The organism is Arthrobacter zhaoguopingii, from assembly GCF_009828595.1.
Taxonomy (GTDB): Bacteria; Actinomycetota; Actinomycetes; order Actinomycetales; family Micrococcaceae; genus Arthrobacter_D; species Arthrobacter_D zhaoguopingii.
This window is the reverse complement of the sequence record NZ_WPNY01000004.1, coordinates 293,392-307,464: the sequence shown is the minus strand read 5'-3', so window position 1 is coordinate 307,464 and position 14,073 is coordinate 293,392. Positions and strand designations below refer to the sequence as shown.

12 protein-coding genes are annotated in these 14,073 nt (G+C 71.2%); 8 read left to right on the top strand and 4 right to left on the bottom strand.

Annotation, left to right across the window (positions count from 1 at the left end):
• Positions 1-2: 2 nt before the first annotated feature.
• Positions 3-1,172, bottom strand: coding sequence for a 5-(carboxyamino)imidazole ribonucleotide synthase (locus GVV86_RS08095; RefSeq protein WP_159615687.1), 1,170 nt, complete (start codon positions 1,170-1,172; stop codon positions 3-5).
• Positions 1,173-1,391: 219 nt separating this feature from the next.
• Between GVV86_RS08095 and GVV86_RS08090 the strand changes: the two genes are divergently transcribed.
• Positions 1,392-1,949, top strand: a complete 558-nt coding sequence (locus GVV86_RS08090) for a GtrA family protein (RefSeq protein WP_159802445.1) — start codon at positions 1,392-1,394, stop codon at positions 1,947-1,949.
• A 26-nt stretch (positions 1,950-1,975) separates the two neighbouring features.
• On the opposite strand, the gene GVV86_RS08085 is transcribed toward GVV86_RS08090, so the two are convergent.
• Positions 1,976-2,740 carry a TIGR03089 family protein gene (locus GVV86_RS08085; protein WP_159802443.1) on the bottom strand — a complete coding sequence of 255 codons (765 nt, stop codon included), beginning with the start codon at positions 2,738-2,740 and terminating at the stop codon, positions 1,976-1,978.
• Positions 2,741-3,061: 321 nt separating this feature from the next.
• Here GVV86_RS08085 and GVV86_RS18610 point away from each other — a divergent pair, with 321 nt between their 5' ends.
• From GVV86_RS18610 to GVV86_RS08070, 3 genes are read left to right on the top strand one after another with little or no spacing between them, the layout of a single operon-like run.
• Entirely contained in the window at positions 3,062-3,631 is a 570-nt protein-coding gene (locus tag GVV86_RS18610) for a WhiB family transcriptional regulator (protein ID WP_159802441.1), read from the top strand.
• A complete protein-coding gene (locus GVV86_RS08075) occupies positions 3,628-7,161 on the top strand; it encodes a glycosyltransferase family 2 protein (RefSeq protein ID WP_343206286.1) in 3,534 nt (1,177 codons plus the stop codon). The genes GVV86_RS18610 and GVV86_RS08075 overlap by 4 nt, the downstream gene beginning before the upstream one ends.
• Positions 7,158-9,002 (top strand): DUF5719 family protein, encoded by a 1,845-nt coding sequence (locus GVV86_RS08070; protein ID WP_159802439.1) that lies wholly within the window; start codon positions 7,158-7,160, stop codon positions 9,000-9,002. Before GVV86_RS08075 ends, GVV86_RS08070 begins: the two co-directional genes overlap by 4 nt.
• 48 nt (positions 9,003-9,050) lie before the next feature.
• Here GVV86_RS08070 and GVV86_RS08065 read toward each other — a convergent pair whose 3' ends face one another.
• Complete coding sequence (locus GVV86_RS08065) at positions 9,051-9,545, bottom strand: metallopeptidase family protein (protein ID WP_159615697.1); 495 nt, start codon at positions 9,543-9,545, stop codon at positions 9,051-9,053.
• 102 nt (positions 9,546-9,647) lie between these two features.
• On the opposite strand from GVV86_RS08065, the gene GVV86_RS08060 reads away from it, so the two are divergent.
• The 4 genes from GVV86_RS08060 to GVV86_RS08045 all read left to right on the top strand — a co-directional run bounded on the left by GVV86_RS08060 (position 9,648) and on the right by GVV86_RS08045 (position 13,226).
• Entirely contained in the window at positions 9,648-10,031 is a 384-nt protein-coding gene (locus GVV86_RS08060) for a DUF3499 domain-containing protein (protein WP_159802437.1), read from the top strand.
• Between the two features lie 84 nt (positions 10,032-10,115).
• Positions 10,116-10,325: a Trm112 family protein gene (locus tag GVV86_RS08055; RefSeq protein WP_159615701.1), complete on the top strand. Its 210-nt coding sequence runs from the start codon at positions 10,116-10,118 to the stop codon at positions 10,323-10,325.
• 8 nt (positions 10,326-10,333) lie between these two features.
• Positions 10,334-11,833: an adenosylhomocysteinase gene (gene ahcY / locus GVV86_RS08050; RefSeq protein ID WP_159615703.1), complete on the top strand. Its 1,500-nt coding sequence runs from the start codon at positions 10,334-10,336 to the stop codon at positions 11,831-11,833.
• Between the two features lie 112 nt (positions 11,834-11,945).
• A complete protein-coding gene (locus GVV86_RS08045) occupies positions 11,946-13,226 on the top strand; it encodes a L,D-transpeptidase (protein WP_159802435.1) in 1,281 nt (426 codons plus the stop codon).
• A gap of 36 nt (positions 13,227-13,262) precedes the next feature.
• Here GVV86_RS08045 and GVV86_RS08040 read toward each other — a convergent pair whose 3' ends face one another.
• Positions 13,263-14,066: an RDD family protein gene (locus tag GVV86_RS08040; protein WP_159615707.1), complete on the bottom strand. Its 804-nt coding sequence runs from the start codon at positions 14,064-14,066 to the stop codon at positions 13,263-13,265.
• Positions 14,067-14,073: the final 7 nt, after the last annotated feature.

Below are 14,073 nucleotides of genomic sequence, written 5' to 3'. Positions count from 1 at the left end.
CACTATTTTTCCTTCCAGGAATCGGTGCCGTCGCGCAGGGTCGCAGCGGTCCTGCCGGCCCGGGCCCGGACCGTCTGGAGGTCCTCACCCGCCGCGGCAACGACGTTCACGTGGCCGATCTTGCGGCCGGGGCGCACCTCTTTGCCGTAGAAGTGCACTTTAGCCGACGGCTCCGCGGCGAGGGCCTCGGCGTAGGCACCGAAAATGTCGGTGTTGGCCCCGCCCAGGTAGTTCTTCATGACCACGACCGGTCCGGTCGGGGAGGTGTCCCCGAGCGGAAGGTCGAGGACGGCGCGCAGGTGCTGTTCGAACTGCCCGGTGACCGAGCCGTCCATTGTCCAGTGCCCGGAGTTATGGGGGCGCATCGCCAGTTCATTGATCAGGAAGCCAGAAGGGGAAGCGGGCGTTTCGAAGAGTTCAACGGCCATCACGCCGGTCACCTCCAGCGCCTCGGCGAGCCGCAGCGCCGCCTCGGTGGCGGCGGCCGCCACCGACGGGTCGAGCCCCTGCGCCGGTGCGATGACCTCGTCGCAGACGCTGGCGACCTGGATCGAGTGCACGACGGGCCAGGCCCGGGTCCGGCCCGACGGCGTGCGGGCCACGAGGACCGACAGTTCGCGCTCGAACGGCACGAACTGCTCCGCGAGGAGGTCGCCCGCCCCGAACCAGTCGGCGGCCCGGTGGAGGTCCGCGGGCGTGTCCAGGACGAGGACGCCCTTGCCGTCGTAGCCGCCGCGGGGGGTTTTCAGGACCACGGGCCAGCCGGCGGTGCGGCCGAAGGCCTCAAGGGCGCCGAGGTCGGCGACGGGGGCCCAGCGCGGGTTGGGCAGGCCAAGGTCCTCGACTGCGCGGCGCATCCGCAGCTTGTCCTGGGCATGGGCGAGGGCCGAGGGGCGCGGCTGCACATTGATGCCTTCGGCGGTGAGCTGCTCCAGCAGCTCCCCGGGCACATGCTCGTGGTCGAAGGTCAGCACGTCGACCCCTGCGGCGAACGCGCGCAGCGCCTGGAGATCGGTGTAGTCGCCAACGGTTGACGAGGCGACGGCGGCCACGGCCGACACGCCCGGCCCCTCCGCCAGGACCCTCAATTCGAGGCCGAGCTCAATCGCCGGCCCTGCCATCATGCGGGCCAGCTGGCCACCGCCCACTACGCCAATTACGGGAAAAGTCACTATCTCAGGGTACCTACCAGCGCAGCCATCGCGGGGATGCGGGGGGCCGGACGGAGCCGAAGAGGTAGGAAACGCACAGGTTCGGCCCGTAAGATGATGGCTCGTACGCCACGCGCCGGCGCGGAGCGGGACACCGCCCGGTGTTCCGCCGGGCCGCACGCAGTGGCGGGCCCGACGCTCTGCGGTGGACGGTAATTACCCTTGGACCGCGGAGGTCACATGTCAGCAGTTACGGAACGCATCCGGGGCCTCGTCTCCCTCTTCTGGCGGGAACTCGCCAAATTCGGGGCCGTCGGTGGCGTGGCGTTTGTCATAGACAACGGGCTGTTCTGGTGGCTGATCCACGGCCCGATGGCCGGCAGCGAGGTCAAGGCCCGCCTGGTGTCCGCCTCCGTTGCGACTCTCTTCGCCTGGGTCGCCAACCGCTACTGGACGTTCCGCCACCGCAGGCAGCCCAACGCGCTCCGCGAATTCTCGATGTTCGTCCTGATCAACGTGATCGGAATGGGCATCGCCGCCGGCTGCGTCTGGCTCGCCAAGTACCCCTTCGGAATTCTCGATCCCAACGTGCTGTTCCTTGCCGGCGTTGCGGGCACGGTGCTCGCGACCGCGGTGCGTTTCGTGGCCTACCGGTTCTGGGTCTTCAACGCCGAACTCGATGCGGACCCGAACTTCAGCCAGGACCACGAACTCCTACACATCCACACCGGGACCCTGCCCGAGGCCGGGGCCGCCGGAAACGTTCGCGTCGGCACCGGAGATCCGGACCCGAAGTAGCCCGTTCCCGGCGCTCCCCTCCGGTCTCAGCCGGCGTCCGCGGCGAAGGCCGCCCGGGCGCCCACGCGTTCGCCGTCGAGCAGGCTCTGCGTGAGCGGAACCTCCGGATGGACGACGACGAGGGTCCCGTCGACGCTCCAGGCCGCGAGGGCCGCAGCCAGGGCCCGGGGCAGGGAGGTGTCCGCTCCCAGGAGCACGACGCCGGAGGGCTCAGGCACCGCCGCATAGAGCCGGCTCAGGCCGGCGACGGTCAGGGGATATGCCGGCCCGGCGCTGTCCGCTCCGGCACCATCGAACAGGACGGTGGAGGAGTCCTGCGCCACGGCGTCCGCGAAATAATCGCCGTAGGAACGCACCTCGGCGGCGTAGTCGACCGCCCCCGCGGGCAGCGGGGCGGGCCAGCGCAGGGCCAGCGCGCCAAGGGCGACGGCAACCTGTACGGCCGGCGGGGCCACCTCCCGCTCGGCCGAGGTCACCACAAGGTCCGCGCCCGACCCCGGGCCGGGGTCGGTTCCCGGCGGAGCGGATGCGGGGACCAGGACCGCCCCCACCTGCCAGCAGGCCAACGCCCACACCAGGGACTTCCAGTGAACCGGCAGGTCGAGCTCAACGCGCATGCCGGCCTCGGCGTCGAGTTCCTCAACGAGGAGGTTCGCCGTTTTTGCGACCCAGTTGTCGAACACCCTGCCCGACAGTTCGATGCGGCCGTCGGGGCCGTACCAGACGAGGCGCGGAGAGGTCGCTTCCCGCAGGCGGGAGAGGACGGCCGTGGGAAGGGGGTGCTGGTCCATGGGTATTTCTCCGAGGGTGGGGACGGGGGACGCCGCGATTAGAGGCATGTGCGCTTCCCAGCATAGAATTGATAGGACGTGCGCATCCCGGGGAGGTCAGCTCCGGCATCCCGGGTCTCTTCCAAGTAGTGCGGCGGGTAATTCGAGTAGGTTTTCCCGCGTGGCGTTCGCCCGCGAATGGAATTTTGCTCTGTAAAATTGCCGCCCCCGCTTGACTCCTGTGTATTACACCCTTGTAATTAGGTATCGGATTTTTTCCAGCACCCCGGCGCGAGCGTCGACCGGGATGAGGCTGGGACGGGGACACCGGAAGGGCTGACTATGGGGAATCCAGAACGCGTCGAGGACCAACGCCACATCGCAGCGCATGCTTCGGCGCGCTACGGTTCGCGGGGGGTGCCCGACGACTGGTTCCTTGACCCCGCCGACCCCGGTGCGGCCGAGCGGTACCGCGAGGATACGCGCAGTTCCCTCGAGGACCAGGCCACCGCCTTCCTGGCGGCTCATGAAGCACTGACCGGCCTGCCGGAAGTGGAGCAGGGCCCGAGCAGCCTCCTCGTCCTGCCCGGCCGCTCCGACGAGGCCTGGAGCGCGCAGGCTCCGGCCCAGGGCGAGCGGAAGGCCCCACCCGAGTGGCCCGGCCTGCCGCCGGCCGGCGGTTACGACGACGGCGAACTCGGCTGGCAGTCGGATGCACTGTGCGCCCAGACCGACCCCGAGGCCTTTTTCCCCGAGAAGGGCGGCTCCACCCGGGACGCCAAGAAGGTCTGCGGTGCCTGCATGGTCCGCTCGGAATGCCTCGAGTACGCGCTTGAGAACGACGAGCGCTTCGGCATCTGGGGCGGACTCTCGGAGCGCGAGCGGCGCCGGTTGCGGAAGCGAGCAGTCTGATTCTGCTTGACCTCCGCGTTACGGCCGTCGTTGTAGCCCACAACGGCGCCCGCTATCTTTCCACCACCCTCGAGGCCCTCGCCGGGCAAACCCGCCCGGTCGACTTCTGTGTCGGCGTTGACACCGGTTCCACCGACGACTCGGCGTCGACCCTCCAGCTCGGCCTTCCCGTCGGCGCGCCGGTGGTGGGTTCCCCGGCGCGGGCCGGATTCGGTGCCGCCGTCCGGACGGCCGTTGCGCAGATTTCCCCGCGGAAGGCCGCCGCCGAGGGCTCGGAGAACCAGGACTGGCTCTGGTTGCTGCATGACGACTCGGCACCCGGGCCCACAGCGCTCGAGGAGCTGCTCCTGGCCGTCGAGCGCGCACCCTCGGTGACGGTCGCCGGGACCAAGCAGGTTCACTGGGACAATCCGCGGGAACTCCTCGACGTCGGGCTCTCCATCAGCCGGTGGGCAGAGCGGCTCACCCTCATCGACGTCGACGAGCACGACCAGGGCCAGTACGACGCCCGCAGCGACATTTTCGCGGTGAACTCCGCCGGGATGCTGATCCGCAGGGACGTCTGGGACGCCCTGGGCGGGTTCGATCCGGCACTGCCAGGCGTGGGCGACGACATCGACTTCTGCTGGCGCAACCGCCTCGCCGGACACCGCGTGGTCGTGGTGCCGGCCGCCGTGGTGTACCATGCCTCCTCCCGCGGGACCGGGCCGGTCGGCAGCCGGGCCGCCCGCCGGGCTGAGGTTTTCCTTCGGCTCAAGCACGCCCCGCTGTGGCAGGTGCCCTTCCTCGCCGTCGGCGCGGTGCTCGGTGGCTTCGGTCGGCTGCTGCTTGGACTGCTCGCCAAGGATCCCGCCCACGGGACGGGGCAGCTCCTGGCAAGCCTCGCTGCGGCGCTTCGTCCGGTGGTCCTGGCCAGGTCCCGGCGCAGCGCACGACGGACCCGGCGGCTGCCACGGGGCGTCGTGCGGCCGCTGCTCACTCCGCGCCGCGAGGTCTGGGCGCACCGCCGGTCCGTCCTTGAGGCGTTCACCGCCCGTGGGGCGGTTGCCGGGGGAGGCGGCATGGGGGCCGTTCCCGAGCAGGACGTCCCGGCCGGTGACAGCAACGACGATTTCGCGGCGCTGGCGGCGCCGGGCCGGGCCTGGGTCGGGGCGGGGGCACTTGCCGCCGCGGCCGTGCTGATCGGTGTTTCGCTGGTGGCCCTGCGCGGCTGGATCGGTGCCCCGTCCTTGGCTGGGGGAGCGCTGCTGCCCCTTGCGACCACGCCGGGGGAGATCTGGGAGAAAGCCTCGGCCTGGTGGGTGCCACTGGGCTCCGGGGCGCCCGGGCACGGCAGCCCCTTCTCCTACCTGCTCTGGGCGCTCTCGGCGCTCGGGCTGGGAAACCCTAATGCGGCGCTCGTCACTCTCCACCTGCTCGCCCTGCCGCTGGCCGGGCTCGCCGCCTGGTTTGCCGCGGGCGCGCTCACCCGCTCGCCAGGGCTGCGCCTGTGGGCGGCGTTCTTCTGGGCTGCGGTGCCGGCCCTGCAGGTCGCGCTCGGCAGCGGCAGGCTCGGCGCCCTGCTTGCCCACCTCCTGCTGCCGCTCGTGCTCCTGGGCCTGGTCCGTGCCGTCGGCGCCGCCGCCTCCGTCCCGTCCGCAACGGGTGAGGTCCGGTTGCGGCCCGGCACGAACGGGGTGCCCAGCTGGACCGCCGCAGCAGCGGCCGGCCTCGCCCTGGCCGCAGCCACTTCTGCGGCGCCATCACTGCTGCCCGCCGCCGTCCTCGGCCTCGCCGCAGCATGCCTGATCCTGCGCCGGAGGGCCCGGACCCTTTGGTGGTCGTTGCTTCCTCCCCTCGTCCTGGCCCTCCCGGTCGCCATCTCCGCGGGGCTCGAGCCCCGAGGCATCCTCGGCGACCCGGGAGTGCCGCTTCAGTTCTCCGCTGCCGCGCCCTGGCAGCAGGTGCTCGGCTACCCGGTGTCCTTTGACGCCCTCGCCGCCCCGGCCGGCATCCCGGCCGCCGGACCGTGGGCACTGGCCGCCGCCCTCGTCGTAGGAGCGCCGGTCGTGCTGCTCGCCGCCGGTGCGCTGGTCTCCGGGCGCATCCGGCCGGTGGCGCTGTCCGCGTGGGCCGTCGCCCTCCTGGTGCTGGCCTGCAGCGCGGCCTCGGCCTACCTGCCGGTCGCGGTGGGCCCGACCTCCCTCATCCCGCCGTTCCCCGGCCCCCTGGTCTCGGCCTTCAGCCTGGCCGTGCTCGCCGCCGCGCTTCTGGGCGCCGACCGCTTCGCCGCCCGGACGTCGTCCGCCGGAGCGGTCCGGCGCGGGGTCCGGCCGCTGCTTGCGGGGGGTGCGGTCATGCTGGCCCTCGGTCCGGCAGTCAGCCTTGGACTGTGGACCCTTCCCCAGGTGCTTGCGGCGCCGGCCTCCGGCATGGCGGCACCCGCTTCCGGGGGGCAGTCCCCTGCAGGGAACGGGACTGAGGGGAATAGGACTGCGGACACCGTTCCAGACGGCACGGCAGCCCCCGGCACCCGGTTCGGAGCCGACCTTCAGGTCTCACCCAGCCCGGCCCGGACCCTGCCGGCGACCGCCGCCGACCGCGGCAACGGACCGGACCGCACCCGCACCCTGGTGCTCCAACGAACGGAGGAGGGCGCCATCGATGCCGCCCTGGTCCGCGGGGGCGGCACCACCCTCGATGCGCTGTCCCCGCTGTACGCTGCCCGCGCCGTCCAGGGGCCTCCGGGCCGGGCGGCCGTGCGCGGCGACGACGATGCGACGGCAGCACTTCGGACCACCGTCGCGGTGATCACCGGAGGAACCGGCATCGACCCGCGGGAGGACCTTCGCGCCCTCGGCGTCGGCTATGTCGTGCTCCAGCAGAGCGGAACGGCGGCGGAACTGCTGGCCGGGCAGCTGAACTCCGTCCCGGGGCTGGCCGCAGTCGGCAATACACCCTCCGGCTGGCTCTGGCGGGTGGTGCCGCCGGCAACATCGGCCGGCGTCGAGGACGCCGGAGCGCAGACCGCGCGGGTGCGCATCCTCGATGCCTCCGGCAGCGCCGAGGCACTCGTTCCCTCCGGCCCGCTCAGCGTCGACGCCGATATCCCGTCCGGGTCCGAGGGCCGCACCCTGGTGCTCGCGGAACGGGCGGATCCGGGCTGGAAGGCCACCCTCAACGGGCGGGCCCTGGACAGCCAGTCGACCGGATGGGCCCAGGCCTTCGCGCTGCCCGCTGCCGGCGGTGAGCTCGAGGTGAGGTTCCTCAGCCCCTGGCAGCCGTGGATCGAGGCCGGCCAGGGCGCGGTCCTGCTCATCACGCTGCTGCTCGCGCTTCCACTCCCGACCGGTCTGAAGCTGGCGCGCGTGCCCGCGGCGGTGCGTCCGGAGCGGGGGCGGCCCGCAGCTCCGACGGCACCCCGAAGCGGGCACACACCGGAGGAGCCCATGCGGCACGGGTCGGGGTCCCTGAAGGCGGACGGCGGAAGGGGCCAGCACGGGACCGGTCCCGGTCTCGTGGGATCGAACTCTGGAAAGACGGAAGCATGAGCGGCGCCACCGACAGGGGAACCGGGAACGGACGCACCGAGGGCGGGAGCCCCGGACAGCCCGCCCTCCAGGAGGGACTTCCGCAGGAGGAAACCCCCCAGGCGGGAGGAAAGCGGGAGGACGTGCCCCAGGAGGGCACCGCCCAGCGCGCATCGGAACCGGCCGGCACCGACGCTGCTGCAGTGCAGGATCCCGCCCCCGATCCGGCGTCCTCTGCAGCGGCGGCCACGCCGGTAGCCGTGAGCCCCCGCCGCCATGGCCTGCACGGGCCGCGGGGTGCCGCGGCCGCGGTGCTGGTGCTCGGAGCCACGGCGGCGCTGGCCACCGGAACCCTGATTCCACGGCCGGCGGCGGACGCCCTCGGCTATGACCTGGCAGAGACGGCCGTGCCCGCCGGAGACTACACGGCGGTCTGCGCAGGACCGCCCCGGCTGCTCGGCGCCGATGCCGGAGGCATCGACCCGGAATTCAGCCCCGTCTCAAAGTCGGCCAAGACCTCCGTCAGTGCCATGGTCCTGGGAGACCTCTCGGGAGCTCTTCCGGGCAGCGCCCTTTCCCCCCTCGGCGGCGGGGACCCGCTGGCGGTGCTCTCGAAGGGACCCTCGGAGGGTGCGGAGGCCGCCCCTCCGGCGAGCAGCGACTCCACCGGGCTGACCAGCCGTACCGCCGGAGTGGCCGGCGGTACGGCCGTCCAGGATACCTCGGTGTTCCGGGCCGAACCGCTCGGCGCGCAGACTCCGGTGGCCGGCGCCATGTTCAGCTACACCGCCAGGGACGGCGACCTGCGCGGGCTCGCCGCCGCCCCCTGCCAGGCGCCCTCGAATGACCTGTGGATCCTCGGGGCCGACACCACCGTCGGCTCAACCTCGGTGCTCCTCCTGTCCAACCCCACCTCGACCCCGGCGACCGTCGACCTCGAACTGACCGGCGCCGAGGGGCCGTTGAAGGCCGCCGGCGGCACCGGGCTGCTCGTGCCGCCCGGCCAGACCCGCCAGCTTGTCCTCGGCGGGCTCGCGGCCGACCAGGAGCAGCTCGCGGTGCGGGTGCGCAGTACAGGCGGCCGGATCACCGCCTATATCCAGCAGAGCGAGCTGCGGGGGCTCACCCCCGGCGGGGTGGAACTGCTGACACCGACCGCCGGTCCCGCGGACACCCAGGTCCTTCCCGGTGTGTTCATCCAGGACGCCGCCACCGCCCGGCGCATCCGGGAGCAGGAGGGGTACGAGGGGGCCGCCCCGGCCCTGCAGGTGCTGGTGCCGGGAACCAGCGACGCCGTCCTCGATGTGGTGGTCCTCGGCCCCGACGGAGAGCGGGCCCTCGACGACGGCGGCGTCGTCACGGCCCGGGCGGGAGCGTTGACGACGCTGCCGCTCGATGAGCTGCCCGAGGGGAACTACACCGTCGCCGTCAGCGCCGATGTTCCGGTCTCGGCGGCCGTGCGGGTCAGCAGGGGGACAGGCCCGGGCAAACCCGTCGATCAGGGCCTTGCCGTTGCCGCGGCGCGGATCGGCGGAGATTCGAGTGTCGTCTTCGCCGACGGCACTGACGCCTCGCTGGTCTTCGGTTCGCCGTCCGGCCGCTCGGAGGTGAGCGTGACCGGTATCCGGGCCGACGGGACCCTGGGCACCCCGAAAATCTTCAACCTCGCCGGCGGCACCTCGGTGGCCGTGCCTGCCTCGGAACTGATGGTGGGCGCCGCCGCGGCGGTCATCAGCGCCACGGGGGATCCCGTGTACGGCGCGCAGGTCAACACCCTCTCCGGTGCCGCCGGCATCGCGGTGAGTGCCGTGCCACCCGGAGCCACGGGACGCGAGAGCATCCCGGTCATCCTCGGCTACTGAGCCCCGACGCAGCGGCAGCCGGCAGCCGGCGCGGGAAAGTGCGGCCGGTCAGGCCTGGGAGCGCCCGTAGGCCGGGTCAACGGCCTCCGGCGCCATGCCGAGCAGCTCAGCGGCCTGCTCGACGACGACATCGTGCACCAGTTCGTTGACCGGCATCACGCCCTTGGCCGCCATCTCCACCGGGTGGCGGTACACGGTGATTGCCGCCGGACGACCGGGGGCGGCCGGGGTCGCGGAGCCGAGCAGGTCCCGTATCTTCTCCCGGGTCAGGTCCTCGAGCCCGTCGGGGATCTCCTGGACGATGATCTGAAGGTCCTGGATCCGCTCGCCCCAGAGCCGCTCAAGGCGCTGGGCCGATTCCATCACCCAGTCGTCGAACCGCTCCGCCCGCGTCCGGAAGCCCGGGAGATGCGACCCGATCAGGTCACCCCGAAGGCCCCTGCCCCGCCGGTTCCTGCGGCGCTCGAAATAGGAACGGCCCCCACGGGGCCCCGCCGCCTCGGCGCCGGAGAGGTTAACCGAAAATGTTGAAGCATCCCGCATGGTAGAACTGTATGCCCATCGCACTCTCGATGCATCCATCGGGCTGCCCGCCGCGGCGGTGCTCCCGGAGTTTGTACCGGGCAGCGGGTAGGCTTGCCGATCGTGGGATCCCTCCGTTCATGCTCTCGTTCCGCGTGCCAGCGCCCTGCCTTCGCCACGCTCACCTACGTCTATGCCGACTCGACGGCCGTGCTCGGGCCGCTGGCGACCTACGCGGAGCCGCACTGCTACGACCTGTGCGCCCAGCACGCCGAAACCCTGACGGTGCCCCGCGGCTGGGAAGTGGTCCACCTGATGCTTCCCTCGACGCCCCCCGGGCCGAACCCCGACGACCTGCTCGCCCTGGCCGATGCTGTCCGCGAGGCCGGCGTCGACCGCGCCCCTGAGTCCGGGCAGGTCTCCCAGCGCTCGAGCAGGACCCCCATCGAGCCGCCCGCCGAAGGCGCCGGACCGCGCCGCGGGCACCTGCGCATCCTCAAGGAATAGGCGCACCCCCGGGTTTCCCGCCTCCACCGGCCCGGCGGTAGGCTGGAGGAAGGCCTCCACCCCCTCTCCAGAAAGCTCCATCCCATGGCACATCTGTCCAAGCAGCTGCTCGAGGTGCTGCGCTGCCCGGTCACCGGAGCCGCCCTGGTGGAGCAGGACGGCGTCCTGGTCTCCGCTGGGTCCGGCCCCGACGGGCTCCGGCGCACCTACCGCCTTGAGGAGGGCATCCCGGTGCTCCTTGCCTCCGAAGCACATTCAGCGGCATCCGATGCCGCCCATCCCGGCACACGATGAGGAATCCCATGACCTTCGATTACAAGATCGCCGACATCTCCCTCGCCGAGGCCGGCCGGCACCAGATCCGCCTGGCCGAACACGAGATGCCCGGGCTGATGGCGCTGCGCCGCGAGTACGCCGATTCGCAGCCGCTGAAGGGCGCCCGCATCGCCGGATCCCTGCACATGACCGTGCAGACCGCCGTCCTCATCGAGACCCTCACGGCGCTCGGCGCCGAGGTGCGCTGGGCCTCCTGCAACATCTTCTCCACCCAGGACGAGGCGGCGGCCGCCGTCGTCGTGGGGTCCGGAAGCGTGAACGAGCCGGCCGGCGTGCCCGTGTTCGCCTGGAAGAACGAGACGCTCGAGGAATACTGGTGGACCGCGGCCCAGATCCTCACCTGGCCCGGCTCGGCCGAGGGCCTCGGGCCCAACATGATCCTCGATGACGGCGGCGACGCCACCATGCTCGTGCACAAGGGCGCCGAGTTCGAGGCTGCCGGGGCCGTCCCGGCGAACCCGGCCGAAAACGACGTCGACTACTCCCACGAGTACACCGTGTTCCTCGACGTGCTGCGCAGCACCATCGACACCGAGCCCGGTAAGTGGACGGCGATCGCCGCCGGCATTCAGGGCGTCACCGAAGAGACGACGACCGGAGTGCACCGCCTGTACCAGCTGGCGGCGCAGGGCAAGCTGCTGTTCCCGGCGATCAACGTCAACGACTCGGTGACGAAGTCGAAGTTCGACAACAAGTACGGCATCCGGCACTCGCTGCCCGACGGCCTCAACCGCGCCACCGACGTGCTCATCGGCGGCAAGGTCGCCGTCGTGTGCGGATACGGCGACGTCGGCAAGGGCGCGGCCGAGGCCCTGCGCGGCCAGGGTGCGCGCGTGATCGTCACCGAGATCGACCCGATCTGCGCGCTGCAGGCCGCCATGGACGGCTACCAGGTGGCCCGGCTCGAATCGGTGCTGGCCTCCGGTGACATCTTCATCACCACCACCGGCAATAAGGATGTCATCATGGCCTCCCACATGGCGGGCATGAAGCACCAGGCCATCGTCGGGAACATCGGCCACTTCGACAACGAGATCGACATCGCCGGACTCGCGAAGGTTCCCGGGATCACCCGGATCGAGATCAAGCCCCAGGTCCACGAGTGGGTCTTCCCGGAGGACGCCGCCGCGGGCACCGGGGCGCACTCGATCATTATGCTCTCCGAGGGGCGCCTGCTGAACCTCGGCAACGCCACCGGCCATCCGTCGTTCGTCATGAGCAACTCCTTCGCCAACCAGACCATCGCGCAGATCGAACTGTTCACCAAGGTGGGGCGCGAGGACGCCGCGGGCGTGCCAGCCTACGACAAGCAGGTCTACGTGCTGCCGAAGATCCTCGACGAGAAGGTCGCCCGGCTGCACCTTGGCGCGCTCGGCGTCGAACTGACCGAGCTGACGAAGGCCCAGGCCGAATACCTCGACCTCGACGCAGCGGGCCCGTACAAGACCGACCAGTACCGGTACTGAGGCTGCCGGCACGCCGATCGTTGGCGGTTCGTAACCGTTCCTGCGCGGCGCGGTGGGTCCCGGCACGTAAAATCGCACTTCGGCAGCATTCTTTAAGGAACGGGTTGGGCGTATGACGCAGTCAGCTGGGCAGGGCGGATCGGGCCGGCGCGCAGGGAAGGCCGTGGCGATCGCCGTCGCCGGCCTCCTCGTCGCCGGCGGGGGGATCGGACTGGCGGTCGCCTCGCCCTGGGACGGTTCCCCCAGCGAGGCCGGTCCTGGCCCGTCCGCGCCGGCCGGACCGAGCTCCACCCCGGCCGCGCCCGCACCGACCACCGCGCCCCCGGCGCGGGACGTCACGGTGAACGCGGTTCCGGCCGACGGCGCCGCTGCCGTCAATCCGGTGACCGTGGCTGAGGTCCGCGCACAAAACGGCAGAATCTCCGACGTCACCCTGGAACCGGTCACCGGCGGTGCCCCGGTCAGCGGGACCCTCTCGGCGGACGGCACGAAGTGGACCGCGGGGGAGCGGCTGGCGTTCAACACCCAGTACGCGTTCACCTACACGGTGAGCGACGCCTCCGGAGGCACGACGACGCGCGAGCAGCGGTTCTCCACCGTCGAACCGGCCAACGAGGCCGACGCCGCCCTGTACCCACTCGACGGGACTACCGTGGGCACCGGCCAGCCCCTGGAGATCAACTTCAGCGAGCCGGTGGTCAACAAGGACGCCGTCGAGAAGGCCATCAAGGTCACGAGCACCAGCGGGCAGCCCGGCGCGTTCTACTGGCTTACCGACACCAAGGTGCGCTACCGGCCCCAGGAGTTCTGGGCACCCAACAGCACCATCACGGTGGACATGAAACTGTTCGGTGTCGACTTCGGCAACGCCATGATCGGAAACTTCGACCGGACGTTCACCGTGAAGACCCACGACACCCGCCTCGCGGTCGTCGATGACAAGACCAAGACCATGAACATCTATATCGGCGGCAAGCTGCAGCGCACCTTCCCGGTCACCCTCGGCACCCCGGAATGGCCCTCCACCGTGGGCTACCACGTGGTGATGGAGAAGTACGAGTCGACGAAGTTCACGGCGGAGTCCATCGGGCTCAAGCCCGGCGACGAAGCCTACTACCCGCCGACGGTGGTCAAGCACGCCAGCCGGCTGAGCAACGGCGGGGCCTTCGTCCACGAGGCGCTGCCCGCCGCTCAGGTGGCCCTCGGCTCGCTCAACGTCTCCCATGGCTGCGTTGGAATGTCCCCGGAAGGGGCGAAGTACTTCTACGACAACTTCGGCCCCGGCGACGTGGTGCAGATCCTCAACACCAACTACGGCCCGATGTACGTCCACGACGGTTTCGGTGACTGGAACCTGTCCTGGGAGGACTACGTGAACGGGACCCGGCAGTAGCGCCTGTCCGCCCCTCCGGCCCGCCGCGCCGGTCGGCTACCGGCTGAAGGGAAGCCGGTGCAGCCGTTCAGCCGTCGAACCGACGGCCTCCTTCTGCCGGAGCATGCGGGAATAGTCCCGCCCGCGGCGGGTGGCGGCCACCGCGGCCAGGAAGTCCTCCGGATGGGTGCCCCGCGGCGGGGCCGGCGCGACGGCGGCGCCGACCTCACGGGCCAGCTCGACGGCGAGGGCCGCCCTTGACTGCGGGGTGAGGCGAGGTGCCTGCGCCAGGAACTGGGAGACCCGGCGGGCCAGCGGATCGGGAAGCCGCCCGATATCCGCGGTCGACGCCCAGACCTGGAGGTGGTGCGGCACCTCCGGGACAGCTCGGGGCTTCACGACCACCCGCTCACGCAGAGCGTACGTCCCGGCCAGCAGGTCCCCGAGCCGCTTCGAGCGTTCGTTGAACAGCGCCACGACGAAGGCGAGCGAGCCGACCAGCAGGTAGATCTCAAGCACCGCGAGCATGCCGCGGATGAACGCGTGCCGGAACCGGATGGCGCCGCCGTCGTCGCGAACGATCCGCAGCCCGAGCATCACCCGGCCCAGGGACTTGCCGCGGGTGAGGGTCTCGATAGTGACCGGCAGGATCAGGAACACCAGGATGACCAGCACCAGCGTCAGGGCCCGGGTCAGTGCCGGATCCAGGATCCCGTCGAGGGTGCTCCCCACCAGGAAGATAATTCCGAGGAACACCACGATCTGGGCGACGAAGTCGATGATCGAGCTGAGGGCGCGGGCCGCGAACCCGGCCGAGCGCAGTTCGAGGACCACGGCCTCGCCGGTCACCACTGAATCCACTGACGTT

What these genes read in the sequence shown, in the direction of transcription:
- GVV86_RS08070 (WP_159802439.1), top strand. Translation starts at nt 7,158, where the DNA reads ATGAGCGGCGCCACCGACAGGGGAACCGGGAACGGACGCACCGAGGGC.
- ahcY (WP_159615703.1), top strand. Translation starts at nt 10,334, where the DNA reads ATGACCTTCGATTACAAGATCGCCGACATCTCCCTCGCCGAGGCCGGC.
- GVV86_RS08085 (WP_159802443.1), bottom strand. Translation starts at nt 2,740, where the DNA reads ATGGACCAGCACCCCCTTCCCACGGCCGTCCTCTCCCGCCTGCGGGAA.
- GVV86_RS08055 (WP_159615701.1), top strand. Translation starts at nt 10,116, where the DNA reads ATGGCACATCTGTCCAAGCAGCTGCTCGAGGTGCTGCGCTGCCCGGTC.
- GVV86_RS08065 (WP_159615697.1), bottom strand. Translation starts at nt 9,545, where the DNA reads ATGCGGGATGCTTCAACATTTTCGGTTAACCTCTCCGGCGCCGAGGCG.
- GVV86_RS08090 (WP_159802445.1), top strand. Translation starts at nt 1,392, where the DNA reads ATGTCAGCAGTTACGGAACGCATCCGGGGCCTCGTCTCCCTCTTCTGG.
- GVV86_RS08045 (WP_159802435.1), top strand. Translation starts at nt 11,946, where the DNA reads ATGACGCAGTCAGCTGGGCAGGGCGGATCGGGCCGGCGCGCAGGGAAG.
- GVV86_RS18610 (WP_159802441.1), top strand. Translation starts at nt 3,062, where the DNA reads ATGGGGAATCCAGAACGCGTCGAGGACCAACGCCACATCGCAGCGCAT.